15 protein-coding genes are annotated in these 19,259 nt (G+C 63.6%); 11 read left to right on the forward strand and 4 right to left on the reverse strand.

What is annotated here, in order from left to right; all coding sequences use genetic code 11:
• The 3 genes from DBZ45_RS12980 to dnaK all read right to left on the reverse strand — a co-directional run.
• Positions 1–290: DnaJ domain-containing protein (locus tag DBZ45_RS12980; protein ID WP_148667772.1), on the reverse strand; the 290-nt coding region annotated here is incomplete at its 3' end.
• A complete protein-coding gene (locus tag DBZ45_RS12985; RefSeq protein ID WP_111904317.1) occupies positions 283–828 on the reverse strand; it encodes a nucleotide exchange factor GrpE in 546 nt (181 codons plus the stop codon). The genes DBZ45_RS12985 and DBZ45_RS12980, both read right to left, overlap by 8 nt.
• An 8-nt stretch (positions 829–836) precedes the next feature.
• Positions 837–2,735 carry a molecular chaperone DnaK gene (dnaK, locus tag DBZ45_RS12990; RefSeq protein ID WP_111904318.1) on the reverse strand — a complete coding sequence of 633 codons (1,899 nt, stop codon included), beginning with the start codon at positions 2,733–2,735 and terminating at the stop codon, positions 837–839.
• A gap of 399 nt (positions 2,736–3,134) precedes the next feature.
• On the opposite strand from dnaK, the gene DBZ45_RS12995 reads away from it, so the two are divergent.
• From DBZ45_RS12995 to DBZ45_RS13020, 6 genes are all read left to right on the forward strand, one after another.
• Positions 3,135–4,676, forward strand: a complete 1,542-nt coding sequence (locus DBZ45_RS12995; protein ID WP_223257065.1) for a PucR family transcriptional regulator — start codon at positions 3,135–3,137, stop codon at positions 4,674–4,676.
• Between the two features lie 371 nt (positions 4,677–5,047).
• Complete coding sequence (locus tag DBZ45_RS13000; protein ID WP_111904320.1) at positions 5,048–5,917, forward strand: S1C family serine protease; 870 nt, start codon at positions 5,048–5,050, stop codon at positions 5,915–5,917.
• Positions 5,918–5,982: 65 nt separating this feature from the next.
• Positions 5,983–6,555 carry an HdeD family acid-resistance protein gene (locus tag DBZ45_RS13005; protein WP_111904321.1) on the forward strand — a complete coding sequence of 191 codons (573 nt, stop codon included), beginning with the start codon at positions 5,983–5,985 and terminating at the stop codon, positions 6,553–6,555.
• 36 nt (positions 6,556–6,591) lie between these two features.
• A complete protein-coding gene (locus DBZ45_RS13010; RefSeq protein ID WP_111904322.1) occupies positions 6,592–6,855 on the forward strand; it encodes a UBP-type zinc finger domain-containing protein in 264 nt (87 codons plus the stop codon).
• A gap of 51 nt (positions 6,856–6,906) precedes the next feature.
• Positions 6,907–8,622, forward strand: a complete 1,716-nt coding sequence (locus DBZ45_RS13015) for an FAD-dependent oxidoreductase (protein ID WP_223257067.1) — start codon at positions 6,907–6,909, stop codon at positions 8,620–8,622.
• A 228-nt stretch (positions 8,623–8,850) separates the two neighbouring features.
• Positions 8,851–9,945 (forward strand): hypothetical protein, encoded by a 1,095-nt coding sequence (locus DBZ45_RS13020; RefSeq protein ID WP_111904324.1) that lies wholly within the window; start codon positions 8,851–8,853, stop codon positions 9,943–9,945.
• Positions 9,946–10,025: 80 nt separating this feature from the next.
• On the opposite strand, the gene DBZ45_RS13025 is transcribed toward DBZ45_RS13020, so the two are convergent.
• Positions 10,026–11,531, reverse strand: coding sequence for a helix-turn-helix domain-containing protein (locus DBZ45_RS13025; protein WP_111904325.1), 1,506 nt, complete (start codon positions 11,529–11,531; stop codon positions 10,026–10,028).
• A gap of 162 nt (positions 11,532–11,693) precedes the next feature.
• On the opposite strand from DBZ45_RS13025, the gene DBZ45_RS13030 reads away from it, so the two are divergent.
• The 5 genes from DBZ45_RS13030 to DBZ45_RS13055 all read left to right on the forward strand — a co-directional run bounded on the left by DBZ45_RS13030 (position 11,694) and on the right by DBZ45_RS13055 (position 18,717).
• Positions 11,694–12,740, forward strand: coding sequence for an amidohydrolase family protein (locus DBZ45_RS13030; protein WP_111904326.1), 1,047 nt, complete (start codon positions 11,694–11,696; stop codon positions 12,738–12,740).
• Positions 12,737–13,558, forward strand: a complete 822-nt coding sequence (locus tag DBZ45_RS13035; RefSeq protein WP_111904327.1) for an iron-sulfur cluster assembly protein — start codon at positions 12,737–12,739, stop codon at positions 13,556–13,558. The genes DBZ45_RS13030 and DBZ45_RS13035 overlap by 4 nt, the downstream gene beginning before the upstream one ends.
• Positions 13,555–14,589, forward strand: a complete 1,035-nt coding sequence (locus tag DBZ45_RS13040) for an NAD(P)-dependent alcohol dehydrogenase (protein ID WP_317616960.1) — start codon at positions 13,555–13,557, stop codon at positions 14,587–14,589. The genes DBZ45_RS13035 and DBZ45_RS13040 overlap by 4 nt, the downstream gene beginning before the upstream one ends.
• 141 nt (positions 14,590–14,730) lie before the next feature.
• Positions 14,731–17,094, forward strand: a complete 2,364-nt coding sequence (locus DBZ45_RS13045; RefSeq protein WP_111904328.1) for a transketolase-like TK C-terminal-containing protein — start codon at positions 14,731–14,733, stop codon at positions 17,092–17,094.
• Between the two features lie 480 nt (positions 17,095–17,574).
• Complete coding sequence (locus DBZ45_RS13055) at positions 17,575–18,717, forward strand: low temperature requirement protein A (protein ID WP_223257068.1); 1,143 nt, start codon at positions 17,575–17,577, stop codon at positions 18,715–18,717.
• Positions 18,718–19,259 lie beyond the last annotated feature (542 nt).

Raw genomic sequence — 19,259 nt, forward strand, 5'->3', positions numbered from 1 at the left:
GGGCCGGGCCGCGGGCCGCCGGAACCCCACTGCCCGCCGCTGCCCCCCTGGCCGGCGCCGCTGCCGGCGTACTGCCGGTAGTCGGCGCCGAACCGGTCATAACGCGTCCTGGTCTCGGGATCCGACAAGGTGTCGTAGGCCTCGCCTATCTCCTTAAACTTATCGGCGGCATCCGGCTCGCGGTTGACGTCCGGATGGTATTTCCTTGCCAGTTTGCGGTAGGCGCGCTGGATTTCGTCGGGCTTCGCTGTGCGCGGGACTCCGAGAACCGAGTAATGATCCTTAGCCACGGTCCGGGGTCACCGCCCGGCTCACCACGACGGCGGCTGGCCGGAGAGCGTTCTCAGGGCCTCCGTAGCCAGGACGCAGTACGCTTACCAGGGTCCCGGGGGGAACGTCGTCAGTTTCCACCACGCTGACAACCTCATGGACGCGCGGATCGAAGGGGACGTTCTCCGCGTCGATCCGGGGGTAGCCCAAACGAGCCAAGGTATCGATGGCCTGTTTCCGGATGGAGGCTATGCCCTCCACGAGCGGGTCCTCCGCCCCCGCCGGTGCGTGGGCCAGGGCCAGTTCGAGATTGTCCAAAATCGGTAACCATGCCAAGGCAACCGCGGCGCGCTCCTGGGCCCGTTGCTGGGTGCCGTCGCGGACGGCGCGCTTCCGCAGGTTGTCGTTGTCGGCCAACGCGCGACGCCACTGGTCCTCCATCTTGGCCAGCGCTTCCGCCTGGGCTGCCGCTTCGGTTTCCTTTTCATCGGGTGCGGCCGCGGCTGCCGCGTCACTTCCTGGACGGGCCTGTTCAGCCGGCCCTGCCTGGTCGCTCATGGCCCCTCCTAGCCACGATCGAATTCTGCATCGACTATGTCATCGTCATCTACGGCGTTCGACGCTCCGGATTGAGATGCGGCTCCCTGGGCCGGCCCTGCAGTGGCCGCGGAGGCAGCCGAGGCACTCAGCGCTGCCTGCAGTTGCTGAAGCTCGGAGATGAGTTCCCTCGCCGTGGACACCTCCGCCTGGTTGCTGACCGCATCGCGTGCCTGTCCGATCAGCAGTTCCGCCCGGGCTTTGTCGTGCGCCTGGAGTGCGTCACCGAGTTCGTTGACAGCCCGCTCAACGCGGTAGGCCACCGCATCGAGCTCGTTGAGGGTATCGATCCGCTCCCGGTTCTGCACATCCTCGTTCCTGTGGGACTCGGCCTCTGCAATCATGCGCTCGACTTCCTTGGCGTCGAGGTTGGAGCCTTCACTGATGGTGATGCCCTGCTCCTTGCCCGTGTCCTTGTCGCGCGCGGTGACGTTCAGGATGCCGTTGGCATCGACGTCGAACGTGACCTCCACTTGCGGTTCCCCGCGAGGCGCCGGCCGGATATCACTCAGCTGGAACCGTCCCAGCACCCGGTTATCCGCCGCCAGCTCACGCTCGCCCTGAAGGACCACTACGTCAACGGCGGGCTGGTTGTCCTCCGCTGTGGAGAAGACCTCACTGCGCCGGGCGGGGATGGTCGTGTTGCGTTCGATGATCTTGGTCATGACGCCGCCGCGGGTCTCCACACCCAGGGAAAGCGGTACAACATCCAGCAGCAGGACGTCGGACACCTCGCCCTTGAGCACGCCGGCCTGGATCGCCGCACCGATGGCCACCACTTCGTCCGGATTGACGCTCATATTCGGCTCTTTGCCGCCCGTCAGCCGCCGCACGAGGTTCTGTACCGCAGGAATGCGGGTGGAGCCGCCCACCAGAATCACTTCGTCGATGTCATTGGCCGAGACTTTGGCGTCCGTCATCGCCTGCTGCACCGGCCCCATCGTGCGCTCGACGAGGTCGTGGGTAAGGTCCTCGAAGACGGACCGCCGGATGGTGCTGGTCAGGTGCTTGGGGCCCGTCGCGTCGGCCGTAACAAAGGGAAGATTGACCTGCGTCTGGGCGACCGAACTGAGTTCAACCTTGGCCTTCTCGGCCGCTTCGAACAGGCGCTGCAATGCCTGGGGGTCCGTTCGGAGATCGATGCCGGACTCCTTCTGGAAGTCATCGGCGAGGTAGTCGACAAGCCGGCGGTCAAAATCGTCGCCACCGAGGTGTGAGTCGCCCGCGGTCGAGCGGACCTCCACTACCCCGTCGCCAACGTCCAAGAGGCTCACATCGAAGGTTCCGCCGCCCAGGTCGAACACCAGCACCGTCTCATGCTCACGCTTGTCAATGCCGTAGGCCAGGGCCGCGGCAGTGGGTTCGTTGATGATGCGCAGGACTTCCAGCCCGGCAATCCTGCCCGCGTCCTTGGTCGCGGTGCGCTGTGCGTCGTTAAAGTACGCGGGAACCGTAATAACGGCCTCCGTTACCTTTTCGCCCAACTGCTTCGCGGCGTCGTCCACTAGCTTGCGGAGGACGAGCGCGCTCACCTCTTCGGGTGCGACCTTCTTGCCCTGGACCTGAAAACGCGCCACGCCGTTGTCGTCCGCCACGACGTCGAAACTCACGGCCTTGGCTTCATCCGAGATCTCATCATAGTGCCGGCCGATAAACCGCTTGGCCGACGTGATGGTTCCCTTGGGGTTCAGAATCGCCTGCCGCCGGGCCAGTTGCCCCACAAGGCGTTCACCGCTGTCCGTGTACGCCACAACTGACGGAGTGGTCCTGGCTCCTTCAGCGTTGGGTATGACGCGGGCTTCCCCGCCTTCCCAGACGGCGATCACCGAGTTGGTTGTTCCAAGATCAATTCCTACTGCTTTGGCCATGACTCGCTCCGGTCCTAGAGGGCGCGTTCCTGTCCTGCGGCGACGTCCGCCCGAAATTGCACCGCATGATTCCACCCCCTGTCCTGATGGGCCGTGAGGCTCAAAGGGCTGTGTCATGGTGCCTTACAGGTTGAGTCTGCCCCGTGGAGGGGAGCGACGGCATGGCCCTCGAGGGTCCAAATATGCTCCAGGGCATTGACCTAGCAGGATAGGGTCCGCAGGCGTAGTGTCGAAGACCTGGGATGACTGGGGATCCGCCGCCACGCATCTCGCCCACGGACGTGGCCCTCAGCCGCGGAAAGAGAGAACTGGCAGGTAACCTGGATGTTCGATCGACTAAGGGCCGAGGAGACTCTCGGCAAGACCCTACAGTCTGTTTCTGCACTGGGATTCTGCCATGTGGCCGCTTTCTATCTAGTGGTGGACGGTCATCTGCTTCCGGGCCCGAACCGGGCGCCGCCCGCCCAGGACCCCGATGTCCGCCAGCTCGAAGGCAGCGCTGCCGAACTTCCCACCACAGGGCCGGGTTGGCGGTACGCGCTCTCGACCTTTGGCGACAGCGGAGAACTGAACGGGTGCCTTGTCCTGCGTGCCCGCGCGGCTCCGAGTCCGGCGCAGATGATCGAGCTACACGCAATGGCCGGAACAGCTGCCCCCGGCACAGTCGAGGAAGCAGCAGGAGCACACCAGCAGGAGCACGTGGCCCCGCTCTCCAATGCCCCCGACGTGGACGATCGCCTGCGTATCCTCACGGCAACGGTACTTCAGCTCGAAACCCGAACGTCGATCCAGCACGCCCTCAATGGCGCCCTCACAGCCCCCCTCGGACAAATGAGCTCCCGGGAGTCCCTTCTGGCGGAAGTACTCTCAGTGCTGACGGGGCGCCCGGTCTGCACGGAGGACGGATTCGGCAACATCCGAGCGGCGGCCGGCACCAAATCCGGGCGTCCGTATCCCCGGCCCAGTGCGGCCGAGAGGTCGCGGCTGGTGCAGCTCTGGCACGCCTTCGGATTGCCGGTCCACGAACGCCGAGGGCTCGTGGCGCTGGTTCTGCCGGACAGGGACGTGCTCGGGGCAATGTGCTTGCTTGAAAACGGCAGGCCCTACACGGCCGACGACGTCTTTGCCTTGGAGTGTGCAACGCGGCTCTTGCAGGTCGAGTTGTCGCACCGCCGCAGCATTGCCCAGCTGGAACTGAAACTGGGGCGCGACTTGGTGTATGACCTGGTGTCGGGAATGGACGAAGAGACCGCAGCCGTGCGTGCTGAGGCGATGGGGTATGACGTCACGGGCCCGCAGCACGTCATCGTTGCTCAGTGGCAACCGCCAAGGACCGACGATACGGTCGTGGTCGCCCTGCGCAGGGCGCTGCGGGACCTGCAGACACCTGCGCTCGTTTCACGGCGTTCGGACATAATACTTGCGGTGGTTACGGGAGATCCGCTCGATACACAGCTCTTTACCGTTGTGGCAAGGACTCTGCGCAGCGCCACCGGAGCCGTGGGCATCGGAGGTCCGAGCCATGATGTCACGCAGCTCCCACGCTCCTACGCGCAGGCTCTGCGAGCGCTGCAGATCCGGGTACATTCCATCGACCCCTACGGGCTCACGCGCTACGACCAGTTGGGGATCTACCGCATCCTTGACATGCCCGGCAGCGAAACGGACCTCTCCAGCTACGTCACGGAATGGCTAGGTGCACTGCAGAGTAACGACGACCGCAGGGGATCCGATCTGGTGCACACCTTGGCGCAGTATCTGGATCATGGCGGCAACTACAACGACACGGCCGACAGCCTTGCCGTTCACCGGAGCACGCTGCGATACCGGCTGAAGTCCATCCGGCAGATCACCGGCTTAGACCTTGCTGACCCCGAGACCCGCCTCAACCTGCACGTTGCCACGCGTGCCTGGCGCCTACGGTCGGCACGGCAGCGCTGACCGTCCAGCTGCATTGAGTTTGACCTGGGGGACTCAAACCCGAGCGGTTTTTAGGCGTACCGGGGCCATGCGGGCGCGATGCCGGCGGAGGAGACTCGGACTGGTACATGTCGCCGTAGACGTCCAGAGAAGGCAACGGGAATCCAATGAGTATGAGCAGACCAATAGCCGCCGAGGGCAAGGCCTCGCACCCAGCGCCAGGACTCAGGAGGGCGTGGACAGCCCTTCTCGGCGCGGGGTTACTCATATGCGGATCAGCGTGCACAGCGACGTCTCCGGCTCCGGAGTCGCAATCCCCAAAGGCAGGGGATTCCAGGTCCACAGGGGACCTTTCAGCCGTCCCTGGAATCGTCAGAGAAGTCGAGCCCTCCGTGGTCACGATCCAGACGTCAGGGGGCATCGGCAGCGGAGTGGTCTACCGCAGCGACGGCACCATCGTCACGGACGCCCACGTGGTGGAGGACGAGCAAAAGAAGCCGTTCAAGAGCGTCCGGATCCACTTCGCGGACGGATCCCAGGCGCCGGCCACCGTCGTCGGTGTTGACGACCCAACCGACGTGGCAGTGGTGAAGGCTGACCGGGGCAACCTTCCGGCCGCCAAGTTCTCGACTACGCTTCCCGAAGTTGGGCAGCTCGCGGTTGTCCTTGGCAGTCCGCTGGGGCTGGAGCAGACCGTCACGGCAGGCATCGTTTCCGCGCTTCACCGTAATATGCCACCGTCAGAGGGATCGCCGCAGGGACTGATCGACCTCATCCAGACGGACGCGCCGATCTCCCCGGGGAATTCCGGTGGAGCCGTGGTCAACAGCAACTCTGAGGTCATCGGGCTCTCAGAAGCGTATCTGCCGCCCAGCTCGGGGGCCGTGTCCATCGGATTCGTGACTCCCGCGGCGACCGTGATCGACGTAGCGGACCAAATACTGAAGAGCGGTGTGGCCGCGCACGCGGTTCTTGGGATTATTCCGACCGACATCTCTCCTGAGGTCGCAAGCCGCTTTGGCCTCCCCACAACGTCAGGCGCGCTGGTCATCGAAGTGGCCCGCGAAGGACCGGCAGCCAAAGCGGGACTGCAACCAGGAGACATCATCACGCAGTTCGACGGGCAGAAGATTGCGAGTGTGACCGACCTCCTGGCCGCTATCCGCAAGAAGGAGCCAGGACAGCAGTCCGATGTCGGGTTCCAGCGCGGGCAAGACACGAAATCAACGAAAGTCACACTGGGGAGCACCACAAAGGGCTAGAGCCTGCTCAGAAGCCCCGGCCGGCAAGGTTGCAACGAACAATTTCAAGAATCAGAGGTCTGGCTATGTCTGAAACACTGCCACAACAACTGTTTAAGGGATCAGGAACCGCGCTGATTATCCGGGGCGTAGCGGCCATCCTGTTCGGCATCCTAGTTGTCGTCTGGCCCGGCGTGTCCGTACTCGCACTGGTGATCCTCTTCGGAATGTACGCCGTCTTTGACGGCGTCACTAACATCGTGCACTACGTCAGGCGCAAGAGGCGGCGCTCCGCCTGGCAACTGGTTGGCGGCATCATCTCCGTACTGGCGGGTCTCGTCGCGTTCGTCTGGCCGGGCACCACCGCCCTGTCGCTGACGCTCGTAATCGGTGCATGGGCGGTTATTCTCGGTATCTCCCAGATGGCTCTCGCCTTTGAAGCCAAAAAGACCGTCGGGCTGTGGTGGCTGTGGCTGATCACAGGCATCGTCACCACTCTTTTCGGCCTCTTCCTAGTCTTCTTTCCCGGCCCGGGCATACTGAGCCTTCTGGGTCTGCTCTCGTCCTTCGCAGTTCTCTTCGGAATACTTCTGATCGCCTCCGGAGCCGGACTGCGCAGGATGGGCGAAAGCCCGGATGCAAGGTTCTCGATGGGATAACAGCCTGCCAACGGCCGGCCTGACATAGGAGCCAACATGATTCTTGGAATTCGTGATCCGCATCTGGCGCGGATACGTCCCGTTCGGGTGCGCACACCGCAGGGCTGCGAGGAGTGCCTGTCGTTGGGCACGGCATGGGTCCACTTGCGTTTATGTCTCACCTGCGGCCATGTCGGGTGTTGTGACTCCTCACCCATGCGGCACGCCCGGGCCCACGCCACCGAGTTGCATCCAATCGTTCGTTCTCTGGAACCCGGCGAGGACTGGCGCTGGTGTTATCCCCATGAGGCATTCGTCTAGGCTACGGGGAGACGCAACCAGCTGATGGAACCTGTCGCAGGATCGACGCACATGGAAACGCCGGATATTGCCGGCGCCTATCCACGCCTCGGCCGAGCCCAGATCGAGTTGTTGGGCCGCGCCGGCACCAGCCGGGCTACCGCGGCCGGAGAAGTCCTCATCCAGGAGGGGACGGTTGGGGCTGATTTCTTCGTCGTACTGCAGGGCACGGTAGTGGTCGTCGAGGGGCTACACGCCGGCGACGGTAGACAGCCTGCGGAGCTTGGCCCCGGCACCCGGATCCTCGAAGTTCACGGTCCCGGACGCTTCCTCGGGGAACTGGGCCTGGTCGAGGGGCAACCGGCCTTTGTCAGCGCTGTGTCCGCCGAGGCGGGTGAAGTGCTTCAAATCAGCGGGGACGACCTGCGTCGTGCCGTGCTGACGGACGCCGCGGTGGGCGAGACCATCCTGCGGGCATTCCTTCAGCGCCGGATCCTGCTGATCAGTGCGGGCGCGGGCACCCGCATCGTTGGATCCCGCTTCAGCCGTGACACCCTTCGGCTCCTGGAATTTGCAGCCGCCAACCGCCTGCCTCACCGCCTGGTTGATCTGGAGGATGATAAGCAGGCGCAGGGCATCCTGGACAGGGCCGGGATACTCGCGGATGAGCTGCCGGTGGTGGTGCTAAACGCCTCGCAGGTCCTCAAGAACCCGTCAAACGCAGACCTGGCCCTTGCCATGGGCCTACGCGCGGTGAAAGAGCACTCGGCTTCATACGATCTCATGGTGATCGGAGCCGGCCCCGCCGGCCTGGCGGCAGCCGTCTACGCGGCGTCGGACGGGTTGTCGGTCGTCCTTAAGGAGGGCTTCGCGATAGGTGGGCAGGCCGGCACGTCGCCGCGGATCGAGAACTTTCTCGGCTTTCCCGCCGGAATCTCGGGCGGTGAACTCACTGAAAGAGCAATCATTCAGGCCCGCAAGTTCAGAGTCCAGATCAACGTCGCCTGCCGGGCACGCACCATCGAGTTGAAAGACGGCCAGATCCGAGCCGAGTTCCACGAGAGCGGCCCTGCCTCCTCACGGGCAGCGCTGCTCGCAACCGGTGTTCACTACCGCCGGCTGCCAGTCCCCGGGCTGGAGAAATTCGAGGGGATCAGTGTCTTCTACGCCGCCACTGTCCATGAAGCCAGGCTCTGCGGAATGCAGCCGGTGGCCGTCGTCGGGGGTGGAAACTCCGCAGCACAGGCCGCCCTTTTCCTGGCCGGAATAGGAGCACCAGTGCGGCTGGTGGTGCGCGGGGCAGACCTCCGCGCGGACATGTCCGGGTACCTCGCGGAACGAATCGAAGAACACCCGGGCATAGAGGTGCTGCTGGGGGCCAACATCGTCGGCGTGGACGGTTCAGGCGCCCTTGAACGGATCGTCGTCCAGTTGGCGGCCACAGGCGAACAGCGCATCTTCGACTCCCGATATCTCTTCATTTTCATCGGGGCCAAGCCGCACACAGAATGGCTGCAGGGCACGCTCGCCTTGGATGGCCACGGATTTGTTCTCACCGGGGCTGACCTCCAGGACCTTCCTCCTGAGTTCAGCCATCTGGGCCGCAGCCGGCTGCCCTTGGAAACCAGCATCCCGGGGATGTTCGCTGCCGGTGATGTTCGGCATGGGTCGGTGAAACGCGTAACGGCTGCCGCCGGTGAAGGCTCAACAGCCGTGGCAATGATCCACGAGCACCTGCGCCTCCTTCGGGATGGACCGGCCATCGCGCGTCAGGGCAAAGGACATTGAAAGTCCAGCAAGACAGTCCCTATCCCCTAAGAAACCGACAAGCCCTGGCATCGGGGAGGGACGCTGATCAAGGTCGACATAGCTTCCCAAACGAGCACGGGACCTGCAGGGCACGAGCGGCGGCGACCCGGATCAGACCCCACGGAATCAGGCATCGGGAACCTCTCTCCAGAGCGACGGTGAAATCCAGTTTGCTGGCCGCACACACTGAACCATAGGAGGCTTGGCATGCCGAAAATTTCCACCGGTGCACGTACGCTGGGCGTGCTCGCCGAACCGGAGGTCACCGCCGAGTTTGCCGAGCGTAACGGCCGCGAAGTGGGCCATCTGCTCAACCTTGCCGATGAGCGCCACGACTGGTCCGTGATCATCGAGTACCAGGATTTTACTGCTGGCAATGGCTTGGCGCCGATGCTGGACTCCTTGGCAGCACACCGGATCCGCCGAGCATGGGATGTCATGGTGTGCCTAACCGATCTTCCGATTCGTCTCGAAGGCCGCACTGTGGTCGCGGAAGTCGCGCTCGGGGAGTCGATTTCCCTGGTTTCCGTGCCCGCGCTCGGCGCCGTCAACATCGACCGCCGGGTCCGCACTGCCGTCGCCGACCTCGCGTGGGCGATACACCGCCACTTCGATCCGGACGATGACATCAGCGAATTCGGTCCGCCCTCACTGCACCAATCGCGACGTATCGAGACCGCGGTAATTGACGACGGGCCAATTGGGTTCCGCTACGTCTCGGCAACCCGCCTCGGCCGCGGACGGTTGCTGGCGGGCATGCTTCGGGCGAACCGTCCGTGGCGGCTGGTCTTCGGATTAAGAAGCGCAATGGCCGCCGCGATCGCTACAGGCGCCTTCGCGCTTGTCACGAACACAATCTGGCAACTCGCAGACCTGCTGGGTGCGCCGAGGCTGGCATTGTTGATGGTCCTTTCGATCAGTTCGATGGTGTTCTGGATTATCACCCAACACGACCTGTGGGAAAGTCCCAGGCGCAACGATCCCATCGAACGATACAAGGCTTCCTTATACAACAGCTCTACGGTGTGGTCATTGATCATCGGCGTCCTGATCAGCTACCTCCTGCTGTTGGTGGCCGTGATGCTGGCCGCGGCGTTCACTATCGACGACGGCCTGTTGGCGCAGACCCTGCAACATCCCGTGGCTGTTTGGGATTTTGCGGAAGTTGCCTGGATGACGACATCGGCGGCGCTCATCGGTGGAGCGCTGGGCTCGGGATTCGAGTCAAAGGACGACATTCTTCGGGCGGCGTACGGCCAACGGGAACGTCATCGGCGCCAGTCGGTCGCCGAAGGCGAATAATCCGGCAGGGCCTTTCCACCCGCGGGATCATTTTGATGCACTAGAAGCTAGCAGGTCCCAAGGGTCCGTGCCGGGACTGCCTACTTCGGGATTGTGATCCCCAGTCTGGCCATGCGGCGGTAGATGGTCGCCCTGCTGATGCCCAGTTCTGCTGCCGCCCCGCTTACTGTTGCCCCCTGCTTGGAGAGACAACGGACGATCTCGTCACGTTCCACCGCCTCGATCCGGCTCAGGTGCACGCTGCTCCCCCCGCCCAGAAGGTAGGCAGGCAGATGGCAGACGTCGATGGTCTCCGTCTGGACAGCGGCGGCGTTGATGACGGTGAAAAGCTCGTCAATGTTGTCCGGCCAGCTATGGGCGATCAGTGCTTTTTCTGCGGCAGCAGTGAAGTTGATTTCCCGCAGGCGGGTTTGGCGGGCAGCGTATCTGGCCAAGTGCAGGACATCCTCGCCGCGTTCCCGCAGGGCGGGAACGGAAATCACCGTATCGACCATGCCTGCCAAGGGCTGCGGGATGCCGTCGTGCGTCGCAGCTGTAACGGCCCACGCGAGCGTTGGCGCGCTCCCGCTCTGGGAGACGGGAAGGGCCCGAACTGCGCTGCGGGCTTGGGCGTGAAGTTCCTGCGCTGCCCACGCGGGCAACAGGTCTACGTTTTCGACCACGACGGCGGTTGCTGGCTTGCACAGTTCGGGGGCCCACAAGGACAGCCAGGCGTCGACGTCGCCGGGGGCGGGAGCGGCAGCTGAAATGATGCGGCTCCCGGGTTGAATTTGGCGCAAGGCCTGCGCCAGCAGAGTTGCGCGCCCCGAACCCTGCTCGCCTACGGCCGCAACAACCCGTCCGGCCGCCAAGGCCTGAGTCGCCTGATCCAGGGCGGTTGTCCAGGCTGACGACATTTTCCGCACTGTTCCGGCTGCTGGCTCGAGTTTGCTTCTCTGGATACGGAAGACGCCGCCCTTTGGTCCGGTCCTTCCTTTGCGGCCCTGTGACCTTGCGAGCATTAGTGCGGAGGTATTGCCCGCAGCTGATTCTGCCAACGCCAGGAGCAATTGCGGAGATGAGCGGGACCATGTGGTGATGTTGACGCTCCCTTCCAGCAATCCGCTAACCGGATCGAAGACAGGGACTGCCGCGCAGGTGTAAGTCCGGAGGCTGGCACTGTAGTGTTCTTCAGCGCGGACAAGGGTCGGGATGCGGTCCGCCAGCGCTAATCCCATGCCGTTGGTCCCGGCGTCCCTTTCGGAGAATGCGAACCCTGGCGCCAGATGGACCTTGTCGAGCGCCCGCAAGAGGGAAGTGTCTCCGCTGAAGCGGTTGAGGAGCAAGCCGTTGGCATCGGTAAGCATGAGGCTTAAGGGTTCGTTCGCCAGAGTGCCGTAGAGGCCGGTGAGCACTTCCTGACCGCACTGGAAAAACAGGGAGTCAGTCCCTGCGGAGCCAGCCCACGTCGGATCCACTACTTCGGCGGAAACGCCGTATTCCTCGCTCCGCTGCCAGGAAGCGAGGAGGCGTTTGTCCGGAGTGGCGAGCTGGCCGGCGTAATCGTGCGCCGGGCTGACAATCCCCTCATCCTTGTTCGGCATCATCGCCGTCCTCCTCATCTCCATACTTCGAGGTTACTTTGTCCCGCGATCCCAGCGGGAGGAGAGCCGTCTCAAAATGAGACACACGCCACATGTTGACAGCTGTTCCTCCAGCCTAGTCTCGATGATGTGGCGACTACGGCAGTCGCCAGAAGGAGACCGGACATGTACAGCAAAGACGGCGAAAGCTACTTCATTGTCGACGCCCACATCGCTTTGTGGGACGCCCGCCCGGAAAACCAGCGGAATATCCAGGGTAAGCAGTTCATCGATTGCTTCTACGACTACCACCGCAACCTCGGTCCGGACGAGGAACACTGGTCCTACGAGGAATTCCTTTACCAGGGCGGCGAGCGCCTCATGAAGGATCTGTTCGAGGACGGCTACGTGGACCATGCGATCTTTCAGCCGGCCTATCTCGGCGCGTTCTACAAGAACGGATTCGCGCAGGTCGAGGAGGCGTACGGCCTGGCCGCGGCAAATCCGGGCAAGCTCACTTACAACCACTGTTATGACCCGCGCCAAGGCGAGGCCGGCCTGGACCGGCTCCGCGCCGACCACGAGAAGATGAAGTTCAAGGGAGTCAAGCTCTACACCGCCGAATGGCGCGGCGAGTCCCGCGGGTACAAGCTCTCTGATCCCTGGTCCTACCGGTATTTCGAGGAGTGCCGCAAGCTTGGCATCAAGAACATCCACATCCACAAGGGCCCTACCGTCCGCCCGCTGGACCGGGACGCTTTCGATGTCGCCGACGTCGACCACGCCGCTTCCGACTTCACCGACCTGAACTTTGTGGTGGAGCACGTCGGTCTGCCCCGGCTGGAAGACTTTTGCTGGATCGCCACCCAAGAACCCAACGTTCATGGCGGCCTGGCCGTCGCGATGCCCTTCATGCACACCCGGCCACGGTATTTCGCCCAGATCATCGGCGAGCTCATCTACTGGATTGGCGAGGACCGGATCCAGTTCTCCAGCGACTACGCCATCTGGTCGCCCCGCTGGCTGATCGAGCGCTTCGTTGACTTCCAGATCCCGGAAGACATGACCGAGTACGCACCGCTCACCGTGAACCAGAAGAAGAAGATCCTGGGACTGAACGCCGCGAAGATGTACGACATCCCGGTGCCCGCAGAGCTCCAGCTCCCCAACGCGGACGAGACGAAGACGGGACCGCGGCAGCCGGAACGCGCCGACCTGGCGGCGGCGGTATGACGGCGGCACTGACGGAGCGCACCCTCCGGCACAGGGATGTGGCGGTGAGCGCCAAGGACGTCCGCCAGGCACTGGGGGCCGTGCTGGATCCGGAGCTGGACGAGCCCATCACGGATCTGGGCTTCGTCCGTTCCCTCGAGATCACCGGCTCCCTGGCCGGTGCCGTGGTGACCGTGCACCTGCGGCTGCCCACGTCGTTCTGCTCGCCGAACTTCGCCTACCTGATGGCCTCCGACAGCAAGGACGTAATCTCGGCGCTGCCCGGGGTGGCGAGGGTGGTGGTTGAGCTCGATGACCACCACGACTCTGCCATCATCAACGCTGGTCTTGCGGCCGACGCTGGGTACCGGGGCACGTTCGGACAGGAAGCCGAGCACAGCCTGGAGGAGTTGCGGTGGACCTTCCGCCGCAAAGCGCACACCGCCGCGATGGAGCGCTGCCTCACCGAACTGCTGCGGGCCGATCCCACACTGGCAGAAGAGAGCGCCGGGGCGGTACGGCTTGGTGACCTGCCCGCCGGCCGGACCAAAGACGCTCTAGTACGACGGCGGACGGCGCTTGGGCTGCCGACGCAACCTTCCGCCGTCGTCCTCGTTGACCATAACGGCATACCCTACCCGCCCGACAACGTCCCGATGGCCCTGCGTCGGGCCCGTTCCACCCGCATTTCCATTGACGGCAATGCGCACTTCTGCCGCGGCCTGCTGCGGACACGCTACGCCGGCTCCGGCGCGGACCAGAGCGCGCGGCCCGATGGCGCAGAGCCCGCAGACCACCAAGAACTACTTCCGTTACGAGTCAAGGAGATTCACCCGTGAGCACCATGCGAGCCGTCCAGGTTGTTGGCTACCACAAGGGCCTGAAAATGGCAGAAGTGCCGGTCCCCGAAGTCACAGGCCCCTTTGATGTCGTCGTCAGAATCGGGGGAGCCGGGGTCTGCCGAACCGACCTGCACATTCTCGAGGGCCAGTGGGCGGAAAAATCGCAGGTGCACCTGCCGTACACCATCGGCCACGAGAACGCCGGGTGGGTGCACGCGGTCGGTAGCGCCGTTACCAATGTGAAGGAAGGCGACAAAGTCATCCTGCACCCCCTCATCACGTGCGGCCTGTGCCGTGCCTGCCGTTCGGGGGACGACGTGCACTGCGAGCAGAGCAAGTTCCCTGGGATCGACACCAGCGGCGGATACGCCGAATACCTCCTGACATCCGCCCGCTCCGTCGTCAAAATCGACGACTCGCTGGAACCCGCAGACGTCGCAGCCCTGGCCGATGCCGGCCTTACCGCCTATCACGCGGCCGCTAAGGCAGCCAAGCGGCTGACCGCTAGGGACACATGCGTTGTTATCGGCGCCGGAGGGCTCGGCCACATCGGAATCCAAGTGCTCACAGCGCTAACACCGGCCCGCATCATCGTTGTAGACCGTAACCCTGCCGCCTTGGACCTGGCCAAGAAGATCGGAGCACATGAGGGCGTCCTGGCTGACGGGTCACAGGTCGAGCAGGTACTTGCCCTCACCGGCGGCCATGGGGCGGAGGCCCTCATCGACTTCGTTGGCGAAGGCGGCGCGACCGCCCAAGGCATCGCCATGCTGCGCCAGGCAGGGGATTACTACGTGGTGGGCTACGGCGAGAACATCGACGTCCCTACCATCGACATCGTCTCAGCCGAGATCAACATCATCGGCAACCTCGTCGGCTCCTACAATGACCTTCAGGACCTGATGGCCTTGGCGGCGCGGGGTGCCGTCACCCTTCATACCCAGAAATACGCCCTCGACGACTTCCAGCAGGCGATCGGCGACCTCGAGGCGGGCAAAGTGCGCGGCCGCGCCATCCTGGTGCCCTAAGGAACATCCGGAGGCGACGACCCACACCGCCCCGTCCGTGGGCGAAGAACACAATCCATCGGAAACTGCAGACCGTGTTCCCTGGCCATCACCGACGGTCCAAAATTCGGCGTGGAACGCTTACTTGTACAGGAGACCATCATGAGGGTGGAAGATTTTCAGACCACAGCAGAGCGCCCGGGCACCGCGTGCCCTGAGGATGCAGCGTTCGGGACAGCAGTCCTGGAGAGTATCGCCCGGCGGGTGCGCTGGACAGCCGCCGCAATCGTGGACGCCGCCAACCGCGGACGGGCCAACACCAGCGGCATCAAGGTCGGCGGCCATCAGGCCTCCAGCGCCTCCATGGTTGAAATTATGACCTCCCTCTGGTTCTCGGAGCTGACCGAGGCGGACCGTGTATCAGTCAAACCCCACGCCTCCCCTGTCCTGCACGCCATCAATTACCTCCTGGGCGACTTGGACGAAAACAAACTCAGCACACTTCGGCAGAAGGGCGGCCTGCAGAGTTACCCCAGCCGGTCAAAGGATCCTGACACGGTGGACTTTTCCACCGGGAGTGTGGGTATCGGGGCCACGGCCACCATCTGGGCGGCCATGTCACACCGCTTCGTCAGCGACAGGTACGCTGAATCCCGCAAGTCCGGCCGCTTTATCGGACTTCTGGGTGACGCCGAACTGGACGAAGGCGCCATCTGGGAAGCTGTCGCCGACCCGGCGGTGGCGCAACTCGGCGAATTGCTCTGGATCGTCGATCTGAACCGGCAGTCATTGGACCGGGTGGTACCCGATTCCCAGATCATGCGCCTACGGGGCATGTTTGAAGCCGCCGGCTGGCAGGTCCTAACCCGGAAGTGGGGAACCCGTGTGCAGGAACTCTTCACTCGTCCCGGCGGTGTGGATCTACGCCGCCGGCTGGAGACCATGCCCAACGAGGAATACCAGCGGCTGCTCCGCTCCCCCGACTCGGAGATCTTCGACCGTCTGCGCGCCAGCGGTTCAACCCCGGCCATGGAAACCCTGCTCAGTTCGCTCACCGCCAGAGAACAAGCTGTGGCGGTACGTGATCTCGGCGGACACGACATCGGACTGCTGCTCGACACTTACAACCACGTCGACCCCACCCGGCCCACCGTCATCTTTGCCTACACGATTAAGGGCCGCGGCCTTGCCACCGAAGGACATCCGAACAACCACGCAGCGCTGCTGTCCAAAGATCAGATGGAAACACTGGCGGGGATCTCCGGGATGGACCTTGACGATCCATGGCGCAAATTTCAGCCGGGCACCGTTGAAGAACAGGCCTGCGCCCAGGCATCCCTCCGCCTCAAGCGCAGGCAACCCGCACTGGCACCGTCCCTCCAGATCCCCGCTTCCCTGCCATGGGGCTACGGCGACAGAATTTCCACCCAAGCCGCTCTGGGACGGTTCCTGTCCGACCTGAAAAGGGCAGCGCCTGAGGTGGCCCACCGTGTCGTCACCTGCAGCCCCGACGTTGCCTCCTCCACCAACCTCGGCGGCTGGATCAACAAGACCGGAGTCTGGTCCGTCGGCGAGCGCCAGGACTGGTTCGCGGACGACCCGGAACGGGTCCTCCGCTGGATTGAAAATTCCCACGGCCAACACATTGAACTCGGCATCGCCGAAACCAACCTCGTAGGCCTCCTGTCCGAACTCGGAACGACCTGGAGCCGCTGGGGCCAGCCGCTGATTCCTCTCGCCACCATCTACGACCCGTTCGTGGCGCGCGCCCTCGAACCGTGGTCCTTTGGCATGTACGCCGGGGGCCAGTCCATCCTGATCGGGACACCGTCAGGGGTGACCCTGGCACCGGAGGGCGGCGCGCACCAGTCCCTCACCACTCCGTCCATCGGCTTGGAACAACCAGAGTGCACAGCCTGGGAGCCAGCCTTCGCCCAGGATCTGGAATGGTGCATGCTCGAAGCCATGAGCCGGATCGGCATCCCCGGAGGACGCTCAGCCTACTTCCGGCTCACCACCCGTCCACTGGATCAGGCTCTGGCCGCCTTGCCGACGGACGCGCTGCTGCTGGAGCGGCGTCGCAGGCACGCGGTTGCCGGCGGTTACCGGCTGACCGACCACGACCCGGTCGAGGACAGGGTCACTCTGGTCGGCGTCGGAGCGATCATGCCCGAAGTCATCGCCTCGGCCACACGGCTGAAGGCACTTGGCGTCGTGGCCGGCGTAGTCTGCCTCACCTCCCCTGACCTGGTCTTTGAATCCCTCCAGCGCCGCAACTCGCTTAACCAAGGAACCGGATTCGACATCATAGACGGCCTCTTTCCACGACACGCACCCGCGCCCCTCGTCACGGTCCAGGACGGACACCCCCACACTTTGTCCTTCCTCGCCGGGGCCCGAGGCGACCGCACAGTCTCCCTGGGAGTGAAGGACTTCGGGCAGTCCTCTGATCTGCAGGACGCATACCGGATCCACGGCATCGACGAAGCATCCATCGTAAACGCAGCGCTGAACCTCGTCCGCTAGCATCGGCCGTCTAACGATACGGGGTGGGAGATATTCGTCTGTCGGGTCAGGAATCAAGTTGGTCTGCTCCGGCACACCATCCGACCTGCCGCGGGTCTCGGACCACGTGCGCCGCGACTCTGCGAACGCCAGGGTCAAGGAGCAGCTCAAGGAGGACTACGAACTGGAACGGTGATTGTCACGGACATGATGCTCGCCGGCTACGACTCCCCGCCGCTGCATAGCCTGTATCTGCGTCTGCGGCTCAAGGGGGCGCTACTGTGCGGACGCTGGCCCGGGGTAACCGTACGTTCGGCACGAAGGAAGACGGGCTGCTGGCGAATCGCCGCGTCAAGGCCGAAGTCAATCCGGGGCCATTGACCCTCGAGTTTTCCCCCTTGACTTCTCTGCTGACCGCCGTCAGTCTTTCGACAACAGGAGGGGGGCATCCGTCCGCTCCTAGCCCGGTGGAGGATACTGATGGTTCGTGCAAGGTCGCTGATGCGTTCCGCGACCTCCGGAGACCGGGTTACAAGCCTTGAGCTATTCTTCGATCTGGTTTTTGTCTTCGCGCTATCGCAGCTATCCCATCATTTGCTGGAGCATCCCTCGTGGGTGGGGGCTGGTGAGACATTTGTGCTTCTTCTCGCGGTCTACAAGGTGTGGGTGTACACGACCTGGGCTGCTACATTGCTGGACACTTCGCGGCTAGAGGTGCAGTGGATGCTGCTGATCGTCATGCTTGTCACATTGTTCATGAACGCCTCAATCGGCTCAGCGTTTGGCGCCTTCGGCTGGCTCTTTGCTGCTAGCTATCTCCTCGTCCAGCTGGGCCGGGGTGCGTGGATGCTCACTGTCGGGCTTGACCGGACCACCCACGACCACTTCGTGCGCACGCTGGTCTGGGGGTGCATGAGCGCGCCGTTTTGGATTGCCGGCGTCTTTTTCGGTCAAGGTCCGCGTTTGATGTTCTGGGGTGTCGCTGCCGCGATCGACCTGGGCGGCCATATGCTGGCGCACAGGCTGCCCGGCCGGAAAACCGAAGGAAGGCGGGTCCCACTCCCGGGAGAAAGGATCTTCGAGCGGTTCGGGTTGTTCTACCTGATCGCGCTCGGCGAGACGATCCTCTCAACGGGCCTGGCGATTGCAGGCAATCTGGAGAACCCCTTGATATTTCTGACCGGGACCGTAAGTTTGGCCGGAAGCGTCGCGATCTGGTGGTGCTACTTCCATGGCCTCGAACAGGACATTCTGGAAAAGCTTGCTTCTGTCGATGATAAGTTCAGGCCCGGCATCCTGGCGGGCAACACCTTGGTCATGTTACTGGCAGGCCTTATCCTGGTGGCGGTTGGTGATCAGCTCGTGATCAGCGATCCGGCCGTCCGCCCCGATCTGGCCACCGTTCTGCTTCTTTTTGGTGGACCGGCTCTCTTCCTTGCCGGCCGGGGCTTTTTTATTCGGCAGGTACTGGGCCAACGCCAACCATCTGATCTCGCCGGCCTCGGAGCCTTGGTCGTGCTGGCGAATTTGACCTTTCTGCTTCCGACCTTCGTTGCCGCTATTGGGGCCGTTCTTCCACTCGTAGGCGTAGCAGTTTCCGACGCCGTGGGCCGCCGCCGCAGAACGCAACTGGGAGCCCGCTGACGGCCTATTGGATGCCCGGGAACGTATCCTGCGCCGGCTTTGACAGTCTAAGAAGGCTTCTGCCTGTCCCTACCCCCACGATCCCGCGCTGGACCGCTGCATGTTTCGCAGCCCGAGTCCCGTTGCAGGGTGAGGGGGTGTTGTCAGCGGGACCGATCAGGCGGCAGGCCATCGCTGATACAGGCAGGACGACAAGTCCTTCGTAACGTGGGTTCCGACAGCTTCCGCCCCTTGACCAGCCAGCCAGCCTAGCTCAGTGGACTGCGATCACATCCAGCGCGAGCCGTCTCGCGAGCATTCCGGAGGCGCCCAGGCGCAGCGAAATGACTCCCGAAGAGCTGCTCAGCGTCGCCGATTTCACCCACATCCGCGACGCCCTCAGCCCCGAGCAAGCACTGGAGATCCTGCCTGCCGGCCAGCGCGGGAAGGGCGATGATTGCCCCGCTCAAAGCCGACGGTTCCCGGCGTACACCACCTCACCCGGATGGCCAGGGTACAGCGACGAGAAGCTGGTGCGTCTGAGTAAAGAGGCGGCGGCCGAG

It is taken from the genome of Arthrobacter globiformis, assembly GCF_003261175.1.
Lineage (GTDB): Bacteria > Actinomycetota > Actinomycetes > Actinomycetales > Micrococcaceae > Arthrobacter > Arthrobacter globiformis_A.